Consider the following 23,539-nt stretch of genomic DNA (forward strand, 5'->3'; position numbering starts at 1 on the left):
AAAGTCAACCTCGCCTCCTATATTATTTTAAATAATCATATGATAGGGAGGCGTATAAATGATCGTTAAACGTTTATTAATGATATGTTGTATCGTCATCTTGTTCATCCCTTTCTCTTTCATTCCCCCTCACTCTACTTATGCTGAAGTAAATACTGCATACAAAAAACATGAATTACGTGCTGTATGGATTGCATCTGTTCTGAATATTGATTGGCCCTCAAAAACTGGCTTACCCATTGAAAAACAGAAACAAGAATTTATAAGATTATTAGACGATGTAAAAAGCACTGGTATGAATGCAGTTGTTGTACAAATTAAACCAACCGCTGATGCTTTCTATCCTTCAAATTACGGTCCTTGGTCTGAATACATTACAGGAACACAAGGAAAAGATCCTGGTTATGACCCGCTTGCATTTATGATTGAAGAAACTCATAAAAGAAATATAGAATTCCACGCTTGGATTAACCCATACCGAATAACGATGAATCACACCGATATAAATCGATTATCAAATAATCACCCTGCAAGGCAACATCCCAATTGGGTTGTCCCTTATGGCGGAAAGTTATATTACAATCCCGGTATTCCAGAAGTGAAAAAATTTATAACAGAAGGTGCTTTAGAAATCGTGCAAAATTACGATATTGATGCGCTGCATATGGATGATTATTTTTATCCATATAAAGTAGCCGGTGAAGAATTTTCAGATCAGAAAACGTACGAAACATATAATAACGGTAGATTTACAAATATAGAAGATTGGCGACGTAACAATGTAAATGAACTTGTAAAAGATTTAAATACTGCTATAAAACAAGAAAAATCATATGTAAAGTTTGGCATTAGTCCGTTCGGCGTATGGAGAAATATAGCTGACGATCCGACTGGCTCTAACACAACCGCAGGCCAAAGAAACTATGATGACCTTTATGCTGACACACGTGAGTGGATACAAAAAGGATATATTGACTACATTACACCGCAAATATATTGGAATATAGGTTTCACCCCAGCTGCATATGACATATTAGTAGATTGGTGGGTTAAAGAAACAAATAACAAACCGATTCACCTATACATCGGTCAAGCGGCCTATAAAATTAATAATAACTCCGTCCCTGCTTGGTCTGATCCAGAAGAATATCCAAGACAAATTGCATTAAACCGGCTATATCCTGAAATAAAAGGTAGTATGCATTTTAGCTTAAAAGATATTAATAACAATCCACTTGGAGTTAAGGATAGACTCTCAAAAGACATATATAAATATCCTGCATTAATCCCGCCTATGCCTTGGATTGATCATGATCCACCAAAACAACCGACTTTAAAAGGTGCCATTCCAAGAAATGAAGGTATTGCAATTGGCATCATTGACAATAGAGATAATGATTCTGCTTATTACGCTATTTACCGCGCGAATGGGAAAAATGAAGTGGATATACAAAATCCGAAAAATTTACTTACTACTGTAAGAAAAACAAAACTTGGAGAAATTTATGTAGATAAAACCGTTATTTCTGGAGAAACGTATACGTATGTCGTAACTGCAGTTGATCGATTGCATAATGAAAGTGTGGCTTCTAGTCATACTACCGTTAGTGCAAAATAAAATCTCATAACAAAAAGCGCCCTAAAGCTGTGATACTTAGCTTTTAAGGCGCTTTTTGTTATTTATTCTTAAACTTCTCAGTCGCTGCTCTCATCTTCACATTTAAATCGTGATCAATTGAATCGCGAATATCTCGCTCTACTACTTCCATTTCTTTTTGGAAATTTTCCAAGTAGATTTTCAGTTCTTCTTCCTTCTCTGGTCTTTGTGAAGGTGGTAATTGTACTACCAACGATAACATGGCCGTTAAATCTTTCATTAAGAACGTTTCAAGTTTATGTTGTTGTTCAAACATGCGTTGCTCTTGATAGTACGGAAGTGCATTCAATACTGAAATTGTAATATCATCAACCGTTCTTTGTAATGAAGGATTTATTGAGCGTTTATACGCTTGAATTGTATTTAATGCGTCTGGATAACGGTCATAAAAATACAATTTGTAAAATGATAAGTCTGTCGGTTTTACAGTTTGCTGTGTTTCTTGTCTTAAGAAATCTTTCACTTTCATCGCAGCTACATCAATATCTTCATTCGTAAGCTTTTTCGTAGTTTTTGCCATTACATGCACTTTTTTCTGCTTTTCTTTCGGTAACATCGAGAAGACTTGTTCTCTCGTACGTTGACCTGATGCACAAAATAGAGTATTTAATGTATTTTGTTCTTTCTTTCCTTCAGTGCGAATCCAGCGATAAAACAGTGGATGTTGTGTAAATTCTTGTAGAAACGGTATTGATTTGTTTGATAACTTGTCTAAAGAATCTTGCGCTCTTTTATATGGCTTCGTCCATGAAAAATACAGCTTCCGTCCGAAATATACGACTAAAACAACGACAGTAAATGCTATTAAAAGCAATGTACCGAGTAGTAATAATACTGTTTGAATGAAACTCATTTGTTCACCTCCTCTAATAATCCGTTATTTCCTTGGACGCTGAATGAGTTTCTGCTTCATCTCATCATTAAATGTGTCTAGTTCAATAACGAACTTCTTACTTGACTCGATAATACGTTCTGACGATTTTTCAGATGCTTCAATTGCAGCGAACACATTTTGGAATGATTCACGTAATTTATCCATGCTAATAGCAGGGTTTTCAAGCAATTTTGTCGTTTCTTCTGTATTTTGTTTTAACGCTTGAGAATTACTTAATACCATCGATTCAATTGCTTCATTTGTCGCATTCACTGCATCGATTGTTTTCCGTTGATTTGTTAACGCTAACTGAATAGCAGCTGAAACCGTTACAACGTTTTGCGTCATCGTAATTGCATTACGAATTGCCTCTGTTAACTTTTCATTATTTTTCTTAATAATGTCTACAGATGCGATAGATTGTAATAAAACACTTTTCGCTTGCTGCATATTACGTGTACGTACAAGTATCTTTTCTAACGCATCGTTAATTAATGGAATATCTCTTTGACGCTCTGGGTTTTGTTTCTCAGCTTCAAGCATGCCAGCAAGCTTTTTCCCTAAGTATACTTGTTTATCAAGCGCATGAATTTTATCGTGCGATTGTTCTTTTAACATTTCAAGACCAACTGTATCCTCTTGTAAGTTATCACGGCCAATTAGAAGGGATCTAATAATTTCCTCGATTTGTTTATCTATAGATTGGTATTTATGCACATATGTTTCAAGTGGATTTTTCTTGAATACTTTAAACATTATTTTCTTCATACCACTTGCTTTAAGTGAATTGGGATCAAGCTCTGATACCACTTTCCGTAATTCTAACAATGTATTTGGAATTTCTTCATTTTTCCCATTCATCATCGCTGTTACAGGGCGTTTTAAAGCTGATAACGTTTGTCCTGCTGCCTGTTGCTCTTTATCCCCTAAATCTCCTAGCTGAGACAATACTTTTGATAAATCTGTATTTTGCTCGCTATTTAACTTTTGTACATAAAGATCAGCTTCTTTATTTAGTTCCTCTAATTCTTCATCTTTTATAACTGTATCAACTACTACTTCTACATTATTATCTTTCACAATGGATACAGGTTCTTTTTTCTCGAGTTCAGTCAACAAAATCGCTCCTTTATTTATATGTGCGAATTTATATGCACTATATTTCATCAATTATATCGTATTTCATATACATTCTGACTGCTTGAAATCGATTTTTTTAGAAATGCCTGTTTATGCAGTCATTCCCTGTTTCTTACTATAAGTATACCTGTAATCAACATAATTTTCCTCAGACTTAAGACCTAGAGAACGACATGCTGAAGGCGGATTCTTCGTATGTTACGTATATAAATTATGTTCTTCTATCCTTCTGTACTCAATCTTTTGACATACACCCTTTTTCAATGTGATAATTATATTGCGCTCACTCCTATTTCTTCTTGCGCGCTACGAATGCTCCATTTTGAAATGCCAATAACACCGTTTCAAACATTTCATCTTCTTCTATCATTTTTTTAAACTCGGCTAATTCATTTGCATGAGAGGTTGCGTTATCAACAACAAGAAAACCCTTTGGTTGTAAAATGCGTTTTATATGCTCAAGCCACCACATGTATTGCGTACGCTCTGAATCTAGGAAAATAAAATCAAATGAATGATCTAATTGCGCATCTAAAAATGCCCCTGCTTCTTGATTATGAACATCAATCCTTTGTAAAAGGTTTGCCTTTTCAAAATTGACAAGTGCCTCTCCAACTCGTTCTGAAGAAAGCTCTACAGTTGTTACATTTCCATTTGTTTCTTCTACCGCATTAGCTAACCACAATGTAGAATAACCATTAGAAGTTCCGATTTCTAAAATGTTTTTTGCGCTACACCCTTTTACTAAAATTGATAAAAATTGCCCCATCTCACGAGTAATATTCCGTAATTTTTCTTCCCTTGTTTTTTTATTTCGATCATGCTCTTCTCCATATTGTTCAAGTTGAAATAATAATGAATCTAACGTATCCATTTTTTTCATCGCCTTTCCAAAGCAATATGATGAAAAAGCTCTTGCTGCCCGTCTACTTTCATTATATGCGAAACAAAAACCTTTTTCCTGTTATATGACAAAGATTTGAATTTTTTTATAGCATATTGTTTCGTTTTTTGGTAAAGTTAATTTCTACGTGCAATTATTCCATTTATATTATTTCATATTAAAATTGCAGTTATTAAATTATATAAACCCCATTTAAATGAATCGGTATTTCAAATTCAATTAAGCGCCCTTTTCGGACGCATTTTCTTTGTCTATATATTTCCAGAAGAAAGGATGCTTACAAATGAACGTGATTAGCTTAGATGCTGCTAGAAAACGAAAGCAGCATAAAAAATTAATGATTACTATACCGATTATTACACGTATTTATGAAGAAGACGGGGAAATTAAATTTGAGGTAGCTGGCGAAAAAGATGTACCTCTTGAAATGTTAGAAAAATAATAAAAAACGCATTTCTGAAGAAATGCGCTTTTTTATATTTTTACATTTAAATGCATAAGTTTTTCAGGGTTAACCATCATATAAATATTTGAAATTTTCTCATCCTCAAATACAAACGAAAGAACATAAGTTACTTTATTATTTATTGTAACTATAACTCCTGGTATACCATTGACCATTTTGAAATCAACAGTGTACTCTTCTGTCAATCGTTGTGCAATCCCAAAGAACAAACGTATAATTCGATCCGCAGAATAAATCGGGTTAATCGCAGTCGTAACTTTACCACCACCATCAGCTTTGAGTATAGCATCTGTTTTTAATACTTCTAACATACCTTCCGCATCCCCACACTGTAATGATGATACAAACTTTTCAACATAAGAAGCCATTTTCTCCGTGCTTAATTTTGATTGCCTCGGTTTCTCCAACATGCTTTTTCGAGCACGTTGAAAGATCTTCCTGCAGTTTACACTACTCTTATCAACAATTGAAGCTATTTCTTCGTATTCATAACTGAAAACTTCTCTTAATATGAAAACAATCCTTTCTACCTCAGATAATTGTTGTAAAAGTAATAAATATGCGGTGGAAAGGGATTCTTTCATTATAAATGACTTTGATGGCTCATCACTCTCTTCTACAATTGGCTCTGGCAACCACATCCCTACATACACGTTACGTTTATGCGCTGCCGATCGTAATTTATCAATTGAACGATTTGTCGCCATCTTACATAAATATGCTTTCATATTTTCTATAGATTGAGGATCTTCTATATTATTTAGCGAGATAAATACATCCTGAACGATATCCTCAGCATCCATAACACTCCCAAGGATTCTGTATGCTAACGAAAATAATAATGGTTGATACGCTTCATATAACTGCTCCGTTTCCATGATGAACTGCCTCACTTTCATATTGCTTTAAAATGTATAACGCTGTACGCTTCCCGCTTGCTACCGCAGCATCAGCTAATACTTCATCATGCCCTACCCAATCTCCTGCAACATAAACACCTGGCATTTCAGGTATATTAGGGCTCGCTTTTTCAACACGGTCAATATGAGGAAAATCATGTACTACTGTTATTTTCGGTAAATATTGCTGTGCAACAACTTCTCTTTTCCAATTTGGATGTAACAACTCCATCGTACTTTCCAACTGTTCTTTATCATCACGAATATGATTCATCTCGAGTACAGGATTATAGTACTTAATTAGACTCACTACAATTGATCCATCTTCACTTAATTTAGCTGCTCTCGATTGATTTGTGAAAAATATAGGTTGATCTAATCCTAATACAAATTGATGTGTAGGATTGGGTAATTGTCTCAAGCCAATATCTAATGCAGCAACAGTAACCGGTACAGATTGTTCACTCCATCTATGCAAACTTGTTCCTTCTGCACCTTTTATTATTTTACAAGCTTCTTTCGGCGGAGTCGTCACGATGACTGCGCCTACTTCAAAAACCTCATCATCAACACAATGTATTCTTTGTTTACCTTCGGAATGCTCAATTTCCACAACATGCTTTTTAGCCAAAAACTGCACCCCGATATCATTCGCTATAGCTCTTAATTTTGTTATTATCGTCTCCCAACCACCATCTACATAAAGCACTCCCTCTTTTATAGAAAGCTGTATTTGCTTTAGTACAGATGATGCTAATTGTATTGTAGGAGCAAACGTATATGTTGTTGTTCGGCATAGCGCATAAAATATATTGCGAACCATTGGATCTTTTATTTCATTTTCTGCCCATGTAGTTAGACTCATTTTCGGAACTTCTCCTACATCTAAATTTCCTAAACGAATCATAAGACGTGAGAATTGTACTTTTGCAGACCAAGAAAGTAGTGGTGTTGATAAAATTGAGTAAAAATCTGTTGGGATAGTGAATATATCCCCTTTCCATATTCCATGTGCTTTTGTAGATGGTATTCCACCTGGAAGAGTCATACCAAGCTCATTAAAAGTTATAAACGCTGCCCCGCCTCTATATAAAGCATGTGCACCAAGATTCATGCAGATTCCATTTTTATTTGTAGTCATCCCTCGGCCACCGAATTGACTGGACTTTTCTAATACAATCACTTTCCTTCCAGCTTTCGCTAAATATATAGATGCTGTTAATCCAGCAAGCCCACCGCCAACAATTGCTATATCAAATGTATTCATAATAAAATCCCTCCTTAATCGTTCTACATACAAGACGAACGATTAAGGAGGGATGTGACATAAAAATAAATTTTTATTATCCTACTTTATTTCATTACTTTTTAATTCGATCATATTGCATACGAAATAACTCAATTGCAAATGGAATATCCTCTTCACTCTTTAAATAATAACTGATCCATCCTGATTCAGGTAATACGTGATGTGGTTTTACCAAGCCTTGCTTCACTAATTCATCTCGCTTTAACTTCGGAAATGGTAAATCAGCTAATTTATCACCATGAAGATGGCCAAGTTCTTTCTTGCCATAATTTATTTCAATACCACCAAATCGATGCGGTTTTTCAGAAACACCCGCCCAGCTGAGTACTTCATTTCTAATCATTTCACTAAATGACATGAACATTCACTCCTTATAAATGATTGATGTAATTTTAAATTAACATTTTCATTACTTTTTTCCATCAATCCAAAGTATGAATGGGAATACGAATATAGTTTGGTCTTAACACCTTATTCTTTATGGAATAAGTGAATTTATTAAGCTACCGACAACAGCACAAAACAAAGACTAGACACATATCCTAATTTTGTAACCTAACTTACCTATAGAAAGGCGGGTAATACAATTGACTGCCAACATCGACTATACCTCCCCCTCAACCAATTTTACTTATGATGTAAATAAAAGTAATTTTTTTCGGAAAGATGCCCAAAATTATATAAATGTACTTGGTATTAAACAATTAAATACTTTAGAAAATACTTCTTTATTAGATATTTATTTAAGTACAGGAAATGTTGTAGAACCACATATTCATCAAAATGCAGCTGAACTTGTTTATTGTATTTCAGGGTCTGCTGTTGTTTCTTTACTTAATCCATTTACGAATCAAATATTAAACTTACCGATAAAACCCGGGCAAGTTGCCAACATTCCACAAGCGTGGTGGCATTATGAAATTGCTACAGCAAATAATACTCATTTATTAGCTATTTTCAATGCTCCAACTCCAGAAGTTATTTTCGGTTCTGACATTTTAAGGTTAACTCCAGCTCATATGATGGCCCATACTTACTGCCTCAATGAACAACAATGGAAACAAGCGGTTTCCCCTATCCAATCAACTACTGTAATTGGTCCTCCGTCAAACTGCAATCAAAACCGTGAAATGAAAAATTATCCAACCCAGCCCCTCGCTCAACAACATAATCCGCATCACCAAGATTCTTATTACTTCCCTCTTTACTGGGGCTATTAATTTGTAAATTTTCAAAAGAATCATCATTTATCTCCTAGGAAAATACCAAGGAGATTTTTTTATTGTATCTTCTCTTCCTATTAAAAATAGTAACAATTGATAGTGGACATACATATAATATTTATATATTAAATTGGAGGTGATAGTACTATGAGTAATTATAACTATCGAAAAAACTACTCTTATAATAAAAATAGTAGTTCTTCAGCATCCTCTCAATCTTCCAATTCTCAATCGCAAAGAGACTTAGCGGAGCAAGGCTATGTAAAGAAAAAAGGATGTAACTGTAATAAAAATAAATAGTTTATCTTATGGATGAATTCTTTTTTAAAAGAATTCATCTTTTTTTACTGATCGGAAATTTTTAAAGTTACATAACTTATTACTTAAATGAGAAAGGGTAAATTATACTTTTTTATACGAACTTAACAAAGAGTAATTGTTCAATTAATTTATTACTTATTTTCCTAAAAAATATAGTCCTTCCTAAATTTATTAGGAAGGACTATATACAAACCCCTGTTTAATTTCCTACTAAACATTGTAACAAATTAAACGATATTAATACCTGCACTTACAAATCCAGCAACTGCAGCTATTGGACTTGCTGCTGTTAATGAAACATATAACAGTATTTTATCCCCAGCTGCTACTGGAATAGCTTCAGGTATGATTCCTGATGCTGTAGAACCAATCGCTATTGCGGCAAATGCTGGTGTTAATAATAGAGGTGCACCTTGTACTGTAAACGTATTGCTTGCTGCAGGTGCAGTTAATATTTGTATTTGCACTTGAACAGGTGATATTGGAGCTAATGCAGCTGTCGCACTAAAGAAACCTGCTAATGACGTGATAGTTCCTGCACGTGGTGCTACAAATGCATAATCACCTACACCTAATGCTAATGTGATACTAGTTCCACCTGTTAATGCTACACCAGGCTGACTAAATCCAAATCCAAGAAGAGTTCCTGTATTAGCTACTAACGCGTTAACTAACGCAGATGGTGTTGTACCTGAAGCAAATGGAATAATAGCTCCGCCACCAGTTGCACCTGTTGCTCCTGTTAAACCTGTTGCACCAGTTAAACCTGTTGCCCCCGTTGGACCTGTTGCTCCTGTTGGACCTGTTGGACCTGTTGCTCCTGTTGCTCCTGTTGCTCCTGTTAGGCCTGTTGCTCCTGTTACTCCTGATGGACCTGTTGCTCCTGTTGATCCTGTTGGGCCTGTTGCTCCCGTTGGACCTGTTAATCCTGTTGCTCCTGTTGATCCTGTTACTCCTGCTCCTGTTGCTCCTGTTGCTCCCGTTGCTCCTGTTGCTCCTGTTGCTCCTGTTGCTCCTGTTGCTCCGCCTCCTGGACCTGTTGGACCTGTTGGACCTGTTGGGCCGCCTCCTGGAGTAGCACCAATTAATTGAGTTAATAAGTTTAATAAAAGTTGTAAACTTGCAGGGTCAATAATTAAAGAGAAGAAGAATGGTGCAAGAGCACTGTAGAATTGTTGTAATAAAGAAAGTAATTGACTTAGATTTGGGTTAGGAGATTGTAGTAAATTAATAATACTTTGAATTAATTGTTTTAAGAAATTCCCTTCTGGAGAAGGTGCTAATTCATTTAGTAAGTTCAATAGTTGAGTAAACAAATTGAGTAAAGCTAATCTGTTTGCATCACTTGGATTTGCAAAAAACGCTGCAATAGCCGAAATTAAAGAGTTTAGTAAAGTAATTAATCTACCTAATTGCTCACTAGTAATCGGAACTGTTTGTGGATTGTTACAACACTCTGGAGTGAAAACAATCGGATTATTGCAGTGGTTATGACCGAAACAATTATTACTTGTCATTTATGTCCTCCTTACTTGTTTTATATTTGAGTTTTTCCTATTATAAAAATCATAAAGTTGTAAAAGAGTATGTGTTATATATTGACTTAAAATAGGAAACATGAAATATAATTAAACTTGCAAACGCTATTTAATTATGTTCATGACTCACATATTAATTATATGTTTTTAATAATTGACTGCTTAGATTAAATACCTAAACTTAAGAGTTTATTTTATTTTTCCACGTTTATCTCTTAGGTTCAAAGACACATTTTAATTTGAATACAAAAACCGAATTTACGATTTACATATATTCCGCAAGTAACAACATCATTTTTTCATATACATAAAGAACACTTCTTTACTAAAATTGGGCTCCCCTTTTAAAGGGGAAGCCGTTTCTATTATAAAAAACTCTCATACAATATAGTGGACAAGTTATTTTATACTTCGTTCTAATAAAATATTGTAAGGAGTGAAAATTAATTGCCTATCATTCAACCATTTATGGCATCTAGAAGATTTACATCTACACTAGGAGCCGGCACAGGTACAGGTGCGGCTTTTGCAATTGCTGCCACAGCTTGTTTAAACGATGCGGGTACTACTGCAACCGCTTTTCCGACTTTCACGTATTACAACTTATATGTGAACGGTATTCTTCAACCAAGCGTGAACTCCAGTGTTACTACTGGTCCTACTGGTGCTATTACAATTCCTGGTGGGGATGCATTAGACGGCGGAATTCCAATTACAATTGAATTTATCGTCACTTAATGTTACCGAATGTAATTCAGAACAAAAAAGACAGATTCCTTTTCACATTAAGAATCTGTCTTTTTTAATTAATAATAATAAATTGTAAAATAATTGAAGAACCTTGCGATGGTGGTTGGTTATCCAATAAAGTTAGTTTACCAGTACTAACTTCATAGAATGGTTGTGGTTGCAGAATTCCATTGATAAACAAATTTACATATGAAACCTCAGTAGGTGATAGTATATTCGTTGTACCATATTGAGCTATGCCATCTGCATCTGTATATATAAGTTTCTCTCCATCTGAAAAAGTGTAATATAGCAAATTAGTTGTTGTTATAGGGCCAATCCCCCCAGTAGGACCTGTTACTCCCGTTGCTCCTGTTACTCCCGTTGCTCCTGTTACTCCCGTTGCTCCCGTTGCTCCCGTTGCTCCCGTTGCTCCTGTTGCTCCCGTTACTCCCGTTATTCCTGTTATTCCTGTTGCTCCCGTTACACCCGTTGCTCCTGTTACTCCCGTTGCTCCTGTTACTCCCGTTGCTCCTGTTGCTCCTGTTGTTCCTGTTGCTCCCGTTGTTCCTGTTGCTCCCGTTACTCCCGTTGTTCCTGTTACTCCCGTTGTTCCTGTTACTCCCGTTGCTCCCGTTACTCCCGTTACTCCCGTTATTCCTGTTATTCCTGTTGCTCCCGTTGCTCCTGTTATTCCTGTTGCTCCCGTTACTCCTGTTGCTCCTGTTGCTCCTGTTGCTCCTGTTGCTCCTGTTGCTCCTGTTGCTCCTGTTGTTCCTGTTGCTCCCGTTGTTCCTGTTGCTCCCGTTACTCCCGTTGTTCCTGTTACTCCCGTTGTTCCTGTTACTCCCGTTGCTCCCGTTACTCCCGTTATTCCTGTTATTCCTGTTGCTCCCGTTGCTCCTGTTATTCCTGTTGCCCCCGTTGCCCCCGTTGCTCCCGTTGCTCCTGTTGCTCCTGTTGCTCCTGTTGGAATATATATTGGTGGAAGAGCTGAAAATGTAGGTCCAATATTCTCAGGTTCTATCTTACCTTTATTTATTGATAATTTGTCATTCCGCTTCAATTTAATTCCTCATTCCACATATTTTTAATTAACTTACATAAGTATGAGTCTATTATTAAGAAATGCTTTCATAACTATTCTTTTTTCTTTCCAAATGATTCATACAGTTATTAAACATTTTACCGTTGCTATAACCCCTATTAATATAATAAAATGATAGTTCCATTCCAAAAACACGAAACTTATTGCATTCTAATTTAAAAATGAGGTAATTTATACTCAAGATAAAAATGAAAAAAGAATAGAAAAACTAGTATCAACGACTCTTGAAATTATTCTTCCATACAGACTTACTGAACCTACCAGAAATACTGGGTCAATAGTTACAACAAACTCTATGTTCGCTAATAATACATTAGGTGATCCCATCACTGTGATATTAGGCGGAACTAATATTCCTCTTTCTAATAACCAAAGCCTCGGTAATTTTACAGTTAACGCCTCAAACGATATATTTACAATTCCTGTAACCAGAAGATATCATTTAACCTATCAAGTTAATACGACAACTGCTCTACTCGCTGGAACAAAACTACTATTAAACGCTTCTACTCCACTTCCTGGTTCTATTTTTTCTCCCGCTATATCAACTTCAAATTATAACAATAATTTAATTGCCGATACTACAATTTCACTTCAATTATTCGGCGTATTATACATCGTTAATTTGGTTGGAGGCGGTTCAACAGGTGCCTCTCTAACAATTATACGAATCGATTTAAAAATGATTCATTCTTTTTCTAATAAACATTATTAAATACTAAGTCTGTCATGATAAGAACCTCCCAATTATTTCATAAAAGTGGTGGCGCATTAAAGAACAAATTGCACTATATTCATAGTAGAAACTATCTATACTAAATTTTCCGTATATATATTATCAATTTACACTGACTTCCACCGATGTTACATTAAATATGAAGACAGTTTCTTTTTTACGAACCATCTCAATACGTATTTGAGAAACGTACTCCAATCCTATACGCGAGAGCAATACTATGTTGACACTCAGATGAGTGTCTTTTTTTGTGAGTAATAAAAAATAAAAACCATCTCTTAAAGATGGTTTTATCTTTTGTTACTATAAATGTAAACTTATGCAGTTGGATAATAAATTGTCATGCTTAATCGAGTCAAAGATTCCCCTAAATTATAATAAGAGTGTGATCTATCGGCCTTAAAACGAATTGAATCTCCACTATTTAATGTATATTGACAGTTATTCACTTCTACTGTCAATTCACCTTCAAATACCGTAATAAATTCTTCTGCGCCTTCTTTATGCCCTTCTGAACTTAATTTCCCTTCTGTTTCTATTTCTACTGTATACATTTCAAAATGTCTATCATCTTGAAAAGGAAAAGAAGGATACACTTTATATTTTCCATTGTCTTCAGACAATGCTTGAATATCTTTTCTTAAGATCACTTTCGTATCAGGCTGAGGATTGTTGATTAAAGAGGTAAAAGAAACTTTCAAGCCATTTGCAATTTTCCATATTGTTGTTAGTGTCGGGCTTGATTCTCCTCTTTCAATTTGTCCAATCATCGTTTTACTCACACCTGTTAATTGGGAAACTTTTTCCAAACTTATTTTTTCTTTTTCTCTTATAGTTTTTAAATTTTTCGCTAGTATAAGTTGAATTTCTTCCATAAAAAACACTCCCACACTATATACAATATAACGACCGTTATGTATAATAAAAAGCACACGTTATATTGTTCTTTTCGGTCATTATAACATACAAAAATAATTAGGGGGGTTCAAATGCCTATATTTTCTTTTTTGTTATTTGTATTTATAAGTAGCTTCACACCTGGTCCTAACAATTTCTTAGCTATGACATACGCAAATCAACATGGATTAAAGAGAAGCATAAACTTTTGCTTCGGAGTAGCTTTTGGTTTTTTCATCCTCACTTCTTTATGTAGTTTCTTTAATGTTGTACTACTTAATATCTTACCCATAATCGAATTCCCTTTAAAAATTTTAGGTGTAGCGTATATGTTATATTTAGCTATTAAAATACTTACTAGTAAAAGCAGTACGAATCCCGTTGAAAAAGATAATAAAAACTTATTCACTGTGGGGATTTCTCTTCAATTCGTTAATCCTAAAGGGATATTATTCGGACTGACTGTAGTATCGACTTTCATACTCCCCTACTACAATTCATATTCAAGTTTTCTGCTTTTCTCATTATTTCTAGGTATAGTCGGTTTACTAAGTACATTTAGTTGGAGTTTATTTGGTTCAATATTCCAAAAAATATTAGTAAAACATAACCAATTATTCAACATCATTATGGCTGTTTTATTAGTTTTCAGTGCCGTTTCAATCGTTATACACTAATTCGATGCTCATTTTAGATTTTGTACTTTTTAATACCACTCTTTATCAATTAGACTACTTTATATACTAATCCATCCACATACCCTATGTGGTTTAAAACTTTTAAGAGGAAACCTTCTAACAATAGGTTTCCTTCCATATCATATTAAATAAGAAGCAGGTTAAATACGGAGGTGATTTTGATTAAGACTACTTTAATTTCTCATTTTTACAATGAAGAATATTTACTTCCATGGTGGTTAATGCACCATACAAAGCTATTTGATCATGGCATTCTTATTAATCGTGGATCCACTGATCGTTCAGTTGAAATCTGTAAAACATTCGCTCCTAATTGGGAAATACGAAACTCAAAATCACTCGAATTTGATGCTTATTTAGTTGATCAAGAAGTTATGGAAATTGAAAGAGAAATTACAGGATGGAAAATGGTATTGAATACGACAGAATTCCTGTGCTGTTATAATAAAGAACAATTTTTCAAATCACTTAGCACTATGGGTGGCAATATGTTTTCAATAAGAATGATTATGATGATTGACAAACCGACTCATGGCTACACTAACCCAAGATATAGCTCTCCGCTTGTTAAACAACGTTATCACGGCATAATAATTCAACCTAATCCAAACCAACTATATCTTAACGGTAGATTAATTCACAATAATTCGCACGGGAACTATAGAGTCGGGAGACATGGTTCGCATTATCCTTATAGCATTTACATGGAACCTGCTTTTATTTTTAAATTTTTTTATAGTCCATGGAACGATGCAATGAAAAAACGAAAATTACAAATTGGGCCGACTCTTTCTCAACATAGTGTACAGCGTGGACTAGGTTCTCATCACTTAACAACAATTGAAAAATTAGAAACAAAATACAAATTCTATGCAACTTTAACTACGGACCTCCGGTTATTCCCAGAATACCAAATTATATTTCCTGACCTTTATCCTTAATGTCATGAATATTTAGTTTCCACATCCATCCGTTTTTTATTAACATATCAACTCCAACTAAATATTTTTCTCTAGTAGAAATCTGAGCTAGGACTCTTGCTGCGCGCAGATTCCTCTTATTTAATGTCGTATCACCAGCCTATAATCTTTCATACCATTTCATTGAGTACCTGATGTTGGATTAGAAATAAAAAATGGCAATTCATTTGGAAAATTTTCAATTTCAGATTATATACCTTCTAAAACAAAGTATTCAAACAATAGAACCTAAACTAATGTCTTAAGTTATGGCTTTATTTTTTTCTTATTATTCACTTTAAAATCTTTTTATAATAATATTGAAAAATACAGTATAATATAAATTACTGTTCTTTGGGAGGGTTATAATGTCTGATAAGTATAAAATTTTCATTCTTATTGTTACCGCATCTTTTTCTTTCTTTTCCTTAATAAAAGATTTCCGCAACACTTCAAAAAGTTTCTTTTGGGGTAGTTTTGTAATTCTTACAAGCTTCATAATACTTTTAACACTCGCTTTAGATTTAACTCAAATACTCCTATATTCAGCGCAAATTGCGCTTGAAATTATTACAATACCACATAAACTCTTTCTACCATCTGTCACTGAAGCCGCTATTATTTACTAATAAAGTATTTTAATTTTCTTATGCATGCCAAAATATATTTTGGTAAATTTGACACACATTTATATCAAACAAGCATATTTTATTGTATGGTGACTATCTAATAATACAAATTTTAAATTTTTATAAGATCCTTTTATTTTTAATTAAAAATTTACAACATTCTAAAACAGTATGCACATAATATCCTCAATTCCCTTTTTCAACATGAAACTTGTCTCAGAGCGCCTTTAAAAGCGCTCTTTATCTTTAATAAAGGTTTTATTAAAATTTAGGTTAAAAATTAATACCCTATAGTCATAATAGCTATTTACTGTTTCCAAAATAAGTTGCATTAATAATATAGAAATGAAATACCTATAAAAATTATTACTTTACTATTTCTTTAAACATGCTAGTGAGGTGATTTCGATAGATTATCAAAACAAAGATATGTTCATTAACTTTTCACTTTTAGATATTAACCGTATTATTCTCCCACATTCTCCTACTGGGGCTACCGGCTCTACCGGTTCCACTGGACCTACTGGTTCCACTGGGACTACCGGGGCTACCGGTTCCACTGGCTCTACCGGGGCTACTGGCTCTACCGGACCTACTGGAGCTACCGGGGCTACCGGTTCCACTGGGACTACTGGGACTACCGGGGCTACCGGGGCTACCGGTTCCACTGGACTTACTGGCTCCACTGGACCTACTGGCTCTACCGGGGCCACTGGACCTACTGGCTCTACCGGGGCCACTGGACCTACTGGACCTACCGGTTCCACCGGACCTACTGGCTCTACTGGAGCTACCGGACCTACTGGACCTACTGGTTCCACTGGGACTACCGGGGCTACTGGAGCTACCGGGGCTACCGGTTCCACTGGACTTACTGGTTCCACTGGGACTACCGGGGCTACTGGAGCTACTGGACCTACCGGTTCCACTGGACTTACTGGCTCCACTGGGACTACCGGGACTACTGGGGCTACTGGAGCTACCGGGGCTACCGGTTCCACTGGACTTACTGGCTCCACTGGACCTACTGGACCTACCGGTTCCACCGGACCTACTGGCTCTACTGGTTCCACTGGGACTACCGGGGCTACTGGCTCTACTGGTTCCACTGGGACTACTGGGGCTACTGGGGCTACCGGTTCCACTGGACTCACTGGCTCCACTGGGACTACCGGACCTACTGGACCTACTGGACCTACCGGTTCCACCGGACCTACTGGAGCTACCGGGGCTACTGGGGCTACTGGCTCCACTGGAGCTACCGGGGCTACTGGCTCTACCGGTTCCACTGGACTTACTGGCTCTACTGGGACTACCGGCTCTACCGGACCTACTGGAGCTACCGGTTCCACTGGACCTACTGGTTCTACTGGTTCTACTGGCTCCACTGGGCCTACCGGGGCGGCTAGTGTAGGATTAACAAACTATCTATATGTTTTTGATACTACTAACCAATCAATTGCAGTAGGAAGTAGTGTTACTTTTAACACAAATGGACCTATAACAGGAACTGCCCTTAGCCACATCACAGGTACTGGAAATATTATAATTAATACACTAGGAACATATGTAGCAGAGTTTCAATTACAAGCTTCTCGCGAAAACCAATTCTCCCTCCAACTAAATGGTACACCAATTTCAGGTGGACGTTTTGGTACGGGGTCACCACATACAATAAATCAAGGTACTGCTGCTTTTACCGTAACAGTTGTTCCTTCAACATTGACTTTAATAAATAACACCTCTTCAGCAGGTACTATCACTCTCTCAAATAGTGATGGTGGCTCTTTAACAAATGTATCTGCAAGTATAAGTATTTTTCAGGTCGGATAATTAATTTGGTTAGAAAAGTAATTCATAAAGTTTACAAATAAAAAAATGAGGCTTCTCTTTTCTAGAGAAACCTCATTTTTTTTATTAAATTTTAAACTGACTCGTATACAGATCAAAATAAAACCCTCTATCTTCCATAAGAGACTCATGATTCCCTCTTTCTAAAATTCTTCCATCCTTTATAACAAGGATTTGATCTGCTTTTTCAATTGTTTTAAGTCGGTGAGCGATCACAAAACTTGTGCGACCTCTCATTAAATTATTTAGCCCTGCTTGTATTTGTAATTCTGTTCTTGTGTCAATATTAGATGTCGCTTCATCGAGAATTAATATATCTGCATCTGCTAAAATTGCTCGTGCAATCGCAAGAAGTTGTTTTTGTCCTTGACTTAAATTCGATCCTTCTGAAGCAATTTCTGTTTCATATTGATTTGGCAAATGCTTAATAAAAGAATGTGCAGATGCTGCCTTAGCTGCAGTGATAACTTCTTCATCAGTAGCATCTAAGCGTCCATAACGGATATTATCCATAATCGAACCAGCGAATAAATACGTATCCTGTAAAACTACTCCTATTTTACTTCGTAAAGAATTAATATCATAATCTTTTATATCTTTTCCATCAATATGAATTTGTCCTTGCTGTATATCGTAAAAGCGAGTTAACAAATTAATGATTGTTGTTTTCCCTGATCCAGTCGGGCCAACTAAAGCAATTGTCTCTCCTGGCTGCGCTTTAAGACTCACTTCTTTTAAAATCGTTTTATTCTCTGCATAGCCAAATGAAACATTCTCAAGTGCAACATGCCCTTGTAAATTTTGTACAACAAATGCGTCTTTTTTATTTTGAATTTCTGGTACCTCATCCATAATCTCAAAAACACGTTCTCCACCAGCAACTGCCGCTTGAATTGTATTCATTAAAGTCGCAAATTGACTTAACGGTCTTGAGAATTGACGAGAATAATTAATAAAAGCCGCAATAACACCTACTGTTGTCATTCCGTTTAAGACCATAACTGATCCAGTCCCAATGACAAGCCCCATACCTAAGTTATTAATAAAGTTCATACTTGGAAAAATAAAAGCTGAAAATGTATCAGCCTTCGTAGCTGAAACTCTTAGCTGTTCATTAATTTTATTGAAATTTTGTACAGTTTCTTTTTCTTTTCCATACAACGTCGTAACATCCGCACCTGTAATTGCTTCCTCAATAAATCCATTTAATTCACCTAAATCTTTTTGACGCTTCGCAAAGTTTTTACCACTATATGCAACTAGTTTTTTTGTAACGTAAAACATAATAGGTACTGTAATTAAAGTTACAATTGCTAAAATCCAATTTAAGGCGAACATCGCAATCGTTACACCTATAAAAGTTAGCGCTGATGAAATAATTTGTACAACACTTTGTGTCAAAGCTTGGTTCAAATTATCTATATCATTTGTCACACGGCTCATTAAATCACCTTGAGAACGCACATCAAAGAACCGTAAAGAAAGCGTTTGGATTTTCTCAAAAATATCTTGTCGTATTTTTTGAATTGTTTTTAATGCAACGTTAATCATGACAAATGTTTGTAACCATGTTAAAAGTACAGTTACACCGTAAATCGCGATAAGTAACATACACATTCTTGCTGTACCACTTAAATCTTTCGGTACAATATATTGATCTATAATGACTCCCATAAAATAGGGACCTAATAATCCAAGTAAAGTAGTAACAACGACTAGAAATATAACAAACATTAGAGCAGCTTTTTGATAGCCCATATAGTTCCATATCCGCATTACAGTTCCTTGGGCATTTTTAGCTTTTCCCATCTTCGGTGTGTTTCGTCCACCTTTATTAGCAAATTGCCCTTGAAAATTACGCATGTTCTTCCCCACCTTCTTTATGCAAATTACCACCTTGGGAAAGATAAATTTCCTGATAAACCTCACTTCGTTCTAACAATTGTTCATGTGTACCATTGCCAACTAATTCACCATTATCTAATACAAGTATTTTATCCGCATCCATTATGGAAGAAATTTTGGACGCGATTAATAATGTCGTTGTGCCTTTATATTTTGTTTTTAAAGCTGTTTGAATAGTAGCCTCTGATTTTGCATCAACTGCTGATGTAGAATCATCTAATATGAGAATCGGTGGTTTTCTCACAAGTGCCCTTGCAATTGATACACGTTGTTTTTGTCCACCTGATAGATTTGTCGCACCTTGTGTTAAATTATATCGATAAGATTCTTCCAGCTTATTGATAAACTCAGTCGCACAAGCTGATGCAGCTGCTACTTCCAGCTCATCATGTGTTGCATTTTCTTTACCATAACGTAAATTCTCTTCTATACTACCTGAGAACAACAAAGCCTTCTGAGGTACAAACCCTATTGAAGCACGGAGTTTTTGCAAATCATATGTTTTAACATCTATTCCATCTATACATATTTCACCTTGATCCACATCATATAGACGTGGTAACAGTTTCGCTAAGGTAGATTTACCACTTCCAGTTGATCCAATAATCCCTACTTTTTCACCTTTTTGTATGCTAAACGAAATATCCTTTAAAACGTATTCATTATTTTTCGTATAGCTATAACTAACATTTTTAAATTCGATATTCCCCTCGATTTTCTCAGGTTCGATTGCATTAGCTGCGCTTATAATATCAACCTCGGTATTTAACACTTGCTGTACACGATCCGCAGATGGAAAAGCTCGCGCAATTTGAATAAATACCATGCTAATCGACATAAGTGACATTAAAATGATATTCAAGTAATTAATAAATGCCAAAATCGCTCCTACTTGAAGCATTCCATTGAATACTTTTTCTCCACCAATCCATAATGTTGCGACAATCCCGCCACTTACAACTAGCATAATGATTGGCATCATTAAAGAAATAAGTTGCACAGCTCGAATATTTATCTTCGTTAAATTTGTATTTACATTTCCAAATTGGACGATTTCGTATTTTTGTCTTACATACGCTTTTATAACACGTACACCAGATAAATTTTCTTGTAACTTTGTATTCACTTTGTCCAATGCCTCTTGCACCTTTTTAAATGTACCACTTGCTTTACTTGCAATTAAAATAATCGCAAGTAATAAAATCGGAACAACTACAAGTAATATTGGAAATAACTCTCGCGCTGTTACAAAAACAATAATTATACTTCCCATAAATAACAGTGGACCACGAACGAGAACACGTAATGTCATCGTCATTGCCGATTGAATGGAAGTGATATCATTCGTCACGATCGTTAATAATTTACCTGTTCCAAATGAATCACGATTATTACTAGAAAATGTTTCTATTTTCGCAAACACATCTTTTCGTATGTCTGTAGCGAAATTAACAGCTGCTTTTGTAGAATACATCATACACCCAAGCCCTCCAACTAAACCGAGTGCTGCTGCTCCTATCATAAGAAGCCCCATTTTTATTACATAATTTAAATCCCGATTTGCAATCCCAACATCAATGATATGTTGCATAATAGTCGGTTGAATTAAGTCCATCGCAACCTCAAGTACCATGAATAGCGGTCCAATAATAGCGAAGAACATGTATGGTTTTAAATACTGTAATAACTTACGAAATGATTTCATACATAATCTCCTTTTCCCATGAAATTACCACTGAATAATTCATATCCCTCCTTATTTAATTGATATTTTTTGTAATTTCTTCATTACTTTTATTATATTATGCAAATTAATATTTAACATTATTAAATGATAAGTATTAATGACTTTCTGGTCAATAAATGTGCTTTATATTATGTAAATACAAAAACCGTATTCTTAATGAAAAGAATACGGTTTTTTCATCTATATTTCTTCAATTGTAAAATTTAAAAACTCAGTCTCAAATCCATTATTTTTAGAAGGACTACACGTGTAAAAACCTATTTTAATAGGCTCATTCCCTATATCCTCCATTAAATGAGCGATTCTTATTTGTTCCCATTGATGGCTCTTTTTCACATATATTGTATAATCACCGCGTTTTCGAATAATTCGAAAACGAAGTTGTTGCTTAGCTGCTTCAGTTGGATAATCTTGCGTTGACCAGTCAGAATATCCATTATTCGTTACGACAGCTCCTAAATGAGAAGGGCCATCTGGAATATACTCTAATGAAGTTTTCAACCAACACTTTTCCGAAATCATAACAAAAAGACCTGCTTGATCGTATTTTGAATTTGGATTCATACACAATTGTACTTCAGCTTGAAAGTCTGTCATCATTTCATTATAAAATACATGACCATTCATGACTTCAAAACCATAATGTGTTTTAAGCCAAAAATCTGTTTCTGCTTTCGAACGGACAATAAACGCCTGCTTGTCATTAATTTTATAATATTCAGGGACATTCATTATAGTGAGCTGCTCAACATGTTTAGGTATATATGATATATTCATAGTTCCTCCATAATAAAACCTTTATACAAATATTTAAAACTCCGCTAATACTGGGAATTTATAACCTTTAAAATCTAACTCTTTATCACTTCGAACCATTAAATACTTGCTAGACTGTAATTCTGTAAACTGTACATCCTCAACCCCTAATTGATCCGGTGAAAAATAAAATTCGATTTCCGTAAACCTTTCATTGATTTCTCCACATAATTCATCTAAAACCGGAAGTACTGGCGCAAATACTCCAAATAATTTCAACTTTTCATTGTCTACTTCATAAACGATTAAAGCATCTAGTTTCTCTGAATAATACAATTTCTCATTCCATTCCGAATCATACATATTCAAATAAAATGAAGGATGGAAGTTTAAAGTTGAAAAACTATTTGAAAGTCTTTGGCTACTATCAATCGTTTCATGTATTAACTGTCTATTCTCTATATTATAGAAATCTAACTTTTTAAGTAGTGAATGGTTATTATTAATATTTTTATCATATGGTATAGTCATCAAATATTCCTGCACAACTTTAAATCCAAATGCTGTATATAGTTCAGGTTTTTCCGTAAACAATAATGCACATTCACATTTCTTATCAATTTCTTCTATCATTTTACTCATTAATTGTGTCATTAGCCCTTGTCTACGGAAATTAGGGTGTGTCATTACTGATTGAATACCCGCCGCATTTATTTTTTCACCATTAATTAATAATGGGAGTGAAAATGCCGCAACATTTGCAATCACTTTATCTTCTTGTAAAAATGATAAAGCTTTATATGTATCATCCCAATATCCTTTATCCGAAAAATCATTCAATGTTTGAGTTGTAATTCCAAACACTTCTTCAAATAAAGGAAATAACTGCTCTCTTTTCGGTTCTTCTATTAGAAGACTTGCCAATTTTTCAACATTCCCCATGTTGTACCTCCAAATGTTAAATTCCATTAAATTAGATATACTTATATGACCTACTCTTAAAAATAGAGGTCTTACCAATCAATATACTATCATAAAACATAAAAAAAAAGTCTAATTAATTTTATGTTTCGACTATTTGAAAATAAGTCGAATAAAAAAATATTAAGATTTTCGGATATTAATTAGTTTATTTTATAAAAATAGCGCTTTCTAATTAGCTTTTACTAATAGAAATACACTATTTATAATAA

Annotated in this window: 23 protein-coding genes; 9 read left to right on the forward strand and 14 right to left on the reverse strand. The window is 34.9% G+C overall.

Going from position 1 to position 23,539, the window contains the following annotated elements:
- Positions 1–58 precede the first annotated feature (58 nt).
- Entirely contained in the window at positions 59–1,618 is a 1,560-nt protein-coding gene (locus ES895_RS14240) for a glycoside hydrolase family 10-like protein (RefSeq protein WP_135238427.1), read from the forward strand.
- 58 nt (positions 1,619–1,676) lie between these two features.
- Here the strand turns inward: ES895_RS14240 and ES895_RS14245 are convergent, their stop codons facing one another.
- The 3 genes from ES895_RS14245 to ES895_RS14255 all read right to left on the reverse strand — a co-directional run bounded on the left by ES895_RS14245 (position 1,677) and on the right by ES895_RS14255 (position 4,554).
- Positions 1,677–2,510 carry a DUF3974 domain-containing protein gene (locus ES895_RS14245; RefSeq protein ID WP_000008378.1) on the reverse strand — a complete coding sequence of 278 codons (834 nt, stop codon included), beginning with the start codon at positions 2,508–2,510 and terminating at the stop codon, positions 1,677–1,679.
- 24 nt (positions 2,511–2,534) lie between these two features.
- Positions 2,535–3,647 (reverse strand): toxic anion resistance protein, encoded by a 1,113-nt coding sequence (locus ES895_RS14250; RefSeq protein ID WP_000137407.1) that lies wholly within the window; start codon positions 3,645–3,647, stop codon positions 2,535–2,537.
- Between the two features lie 313 nt (positions 3,648–3,960).
- The gene (locus ES895_RS14255) at positions 3,961–4,554 is read right to left on the reverse strand and encodes an O-methyltransferase (protein ID WP_002005067.1); all 594 of its coding nucleotides are present in this window, start codon (positions 4,552–4,554) and stop codon (positions 3,961–3,963) included.
- 304 nt (positions 4,555–4,858) lie between these two features.
- Between ES895_RS14255 and ES895_RS29305 the strand changes: the two genes are divergently transcribed.
- The gene (locus ES895_RS29305; protein WP_001100984.1) at positions 4,859–5,017 is read left to right on the forward strand and encodes a hypothetical protein; all 159 of its coding nucleotides are present in this window, start codon (positions 4,859–4,861) and stop codon (positions 5,015–5,017) included.
- Positions 5,018–5,049: 32 nt separating this feature from the next.
- Here ES895_RS29305 and ES895_RS14260 read toward each other — a convergent pair whose 3' ends face one another.
- The 3 genes from ES895_RS14260 to ES895_RS14270 form a co-directional block, all read right to left on the reverse strand.
- On the reverse strand, positions 5,050–5,919 hold the full coding sequence (locus tag ES895_RS14260; protein WP_135238428.1) for a sigma-70 family RNA polymerase sigma factor: 870 nt from the start codon (positions 5,917–5,919) through the stop codon (positions 5,050–5,052).
- Entirely contained in the window at positions 5,897–7,207 is a 1,311-nt protein-coding gene (locus tag ES895_RS14265) for a phytoene desaturase family protein (RefSeq protein ID WP_135238429.1), read from the reverse strand. Before ES895_RS14265 ends, ES895_RS14260 begins: the two co-directional genes overlap by 23 nt.
- A gap of 94 nt (positions 7,208–7,301) precedes the next feature.
- The gene (locus ES895_RS14270; RefSeq protein WP_000010319.1) at positions 7,302–7,607 is read right to left on the reverse strand and encodes a luciferase domain-containing protein; all 306 of its coding nucleotides are present in this window, start codon (positions 7,605–7,607) and stop codon (positions 7,302–7,304) included.
- A 229-nt stretch (positions 7,608–7,836) separates the two neighbouring features.
- Here ES895_RS14270 and ES895_RS14275 point away from each other — a divergent pair, with 229 nt between their 5' ends.
- Together ES895_RS14275 and ES895_RS29310 are read left to right on the forward strand one after the other, a co-directional pair.
- Positions 7,837–8,469, forward strand: a complete 633-nt coding sequence (locus tag ES895_RS14275) for a cupin domain-containing protein (protein WP_000126330.1) — start codon at positions 7,837–7,839, stop codon at positions 8,467–8,469.
- A 150-nt stretch (positions 8,470–8,619) separates the two neighbouring features.
- Positions 8,620–8,772 carry a hypothetical protein gene (locus ES895_RS29310; protein WP_002100980.1) on the forward strand — a complete coding sequence of 51 codons (153 nt, stop codon included), beginning with the start codon at positions 8,620–8,622 and terminating at the stop codon, positions 8,770–8,772.
- A gap of 248 nt (positions 8,773–9,020) precedes the next feature.
- Here the strand turns inward: ES895_RS29310 and ES895_RS14280 are convergent, their stop codons facing one another.
- Positions 9,021–10,310, reverse strand: a complete 1,290-nt coding sequence (locus ES895_RS14280) for an exosporium glycoprotein BclB-related protein (RefSeq protein WP_135238430.1) — start codon at positions 10,308–10,310, stop codon at positions 9,021–9,023.
- Between the two features lie 468 nt (positions 10,311–10,778).
- On the opposite strand from ES895_RS14280, the gene ES895_RS14285 reads away from it, so the two are divergent.
- On the forward strand, positions 10,779–11,069 hold the full coding sequence (locus ES895_RS14285; RefSeq protein WP_001121647.1) for a DUF4183 domain-containing protein: 291 nt from the start codon (positions 10,779–10,781) through the stop codon (positions 11,067–11,069).
- A gap of 64 nt (positions 11,070–11,133) precedes the next feature.
- On the opposite strand, the gene ES895_RS14290 is transcribed toward ES895_RS14285, so the two are convergent.
- A complete protein-coding gene (locus ES895_RS14290) occupies positions 11,134–12,126 on the reverse strand; it encodes a DUF4183 domain-containing protein (RefSeq protein WP_135238431.1) in 993 nt (330 codons plus the stop codon).
- 211 nt (positions 12,127–12,337) lie between these two features.
- Here ES895_RS14290 and ES895_RS14295 point away from each other — a divergent pair, with 211 nt between their 5' ends.
- Positions 12,338–12,883 carry a BclA C-terminal domain-containing protein gene (locus ES895_RS14295; RefSeq protein ID WP_033667963.1) on the forward strand — a complete coding sequence of 182 codons (546 nt, stop codon included), beginning with the start codon at positions 12,338–12,340 and terminating at the stop codon, positions 12,881–12,883.
- 338 nt (positions 12,884–13,221) lie between these two features.
- Here the strand turns inward: ES895_RS14295 and ES895_RS14300 are convergent, their stop codons facing one another.
- On the reverse strand, positions 13,222–13,836 hold the full coding sequence (locus tag ES895_RS14300; RefSeq protein WP_118414491.1) for a helix-turn-helix domain-containing protein: 615 nt from the start codon (positions 13,834–13,836) through the stop codon (positions 13,222–13,224).
- A gap of 57 nt (positions 13,837–13,893) precedes the next feature.
- Between ES895_RS14300 and ES895_RS14305 the strand changes: the two genes are divergently transcribed.
- The 3 genes from ES895_RS14305 to ES895_RS14315 all read left to right on the forward strand — a co-directional run bounded on the left by ES895_RS14305 (position 13,894) and on the right by ES895_RS14315 (position 16,087).
- The gene (locus ES895_RS14305; RefSeq protein WP_001121281.1) at positions 13,894–14,478 is read left to right on the forward strand and encodes a LysE family translocator; all 585 of its coding nucleotides are present in this window, start codon (positions 13,894–13,896) and stop codon (positions 14,476–14,478) included.
- Between the two features lie 179 nt (positions 14,479–14,657).
- Positions 14,658–15,440, forward strand: a complete 783-nt coding sequence (locus ES895_RS14310; RefSeq protein ID WP_000598288.1) for a glycosyltransferase family 2 protein — start codon at positions 14,658–14,660, stop codon at positions 15,438–15,440.
- A 386-nt stretch (positions 15,441–15,826) separates the two neighbouring features.
- Positions 15,827–16,087 carry a hypothetical protein gene (locus ES895_RS14315; RefSeq protein WP_001281135.1) on the forward strand — a complete coding sequence of 87 codons (261 nt, stop codon included), beginning with the start codon at positions 15,827–15,829 and terminating at the stop codon, positions 16,085–16,087.
- A 416-nt stretch (positions 16,088–16,503) separates the two neighbouring features.
- On the opposite strand, the gene ES895_RS29760 is transcribed toward ES895_RS14315, so the two are convergent.
- From ES895_RS29760 to ES895_RS14340, 5 genes are all read right to left on the reverse strand, one after another.
- Positions 16,504–17,475: a DUF4573 domain-containing protein gene (locus tag ES895_RS29760; protein WP_240690231.1), complete on the reverse strand. Its 972-nt coding sequence runs from the start codon at positions 17,473–17,475 to the stop codon at positions 16,504–16,506.
- Between the two features lie 529 nt (positions 17,476–18,004).
- Positions 18,005–19,801, reverse strand: a complete 1,797-nt coding sequence (locus ES895_RS14325) for an ABC transporter ATP-binding protein (RefSeq protein WP_001243556.1) — start codon at positions 19,799–19,801, stop codon at positions 18,005–18,007.
- Positions 19,794–21,548 (reverse strand): ABC transporter ATP-binding protein, encoded by a 1,755-nt coding sequence (locus ES895_RS14330; RefSeq protein WP_098300234.1) that lies wholly within the window; start codon positions 21,546–21,548, stop codon positions 19,794–19,796. The genes ES895_RS14325 and ES895_RS14330 overlap by 8 nt, the downstream gene beginning before the upstream one ends.
- Before the next feature lie 222 nt (positions 21,549–21,770).
- A complete protein-coding gene (locus tag ES895_RS14335) occupies positions 21,771–22,367 on the reverse strand; it encodes a DUF1349 domain-containing protein (protein ID WP_098300233.1) in 597 nt (198 codons plus the stop codon).
- A 33-nt stretch (positions 22,368–22,400) separates the two neighbouring features.
- Positions 22,401–23,288, reverse strand: a complete 888-nt coding sequence (locus ES895_RS14340; RefSeq protein ID WP_000528676.1) for a GNAT family N-acetyltransferase — start codon at positions 23,286–23,288, stop codon at positions 22,401–22,403.
- Positions 23,289–23,539 lie beyond the last annotated feature (251 nt).

Origin of the sequence: Bacillus sp. 007/AIA-02/001 (assembly GCF_004634455.1) — a bacterium.
Classification (GTDB): Bacteria; Bacillota; Bacilli; order Bacillales; family Bacillaceae_G; genus Bacillus_A; species Bacillus_A cereus.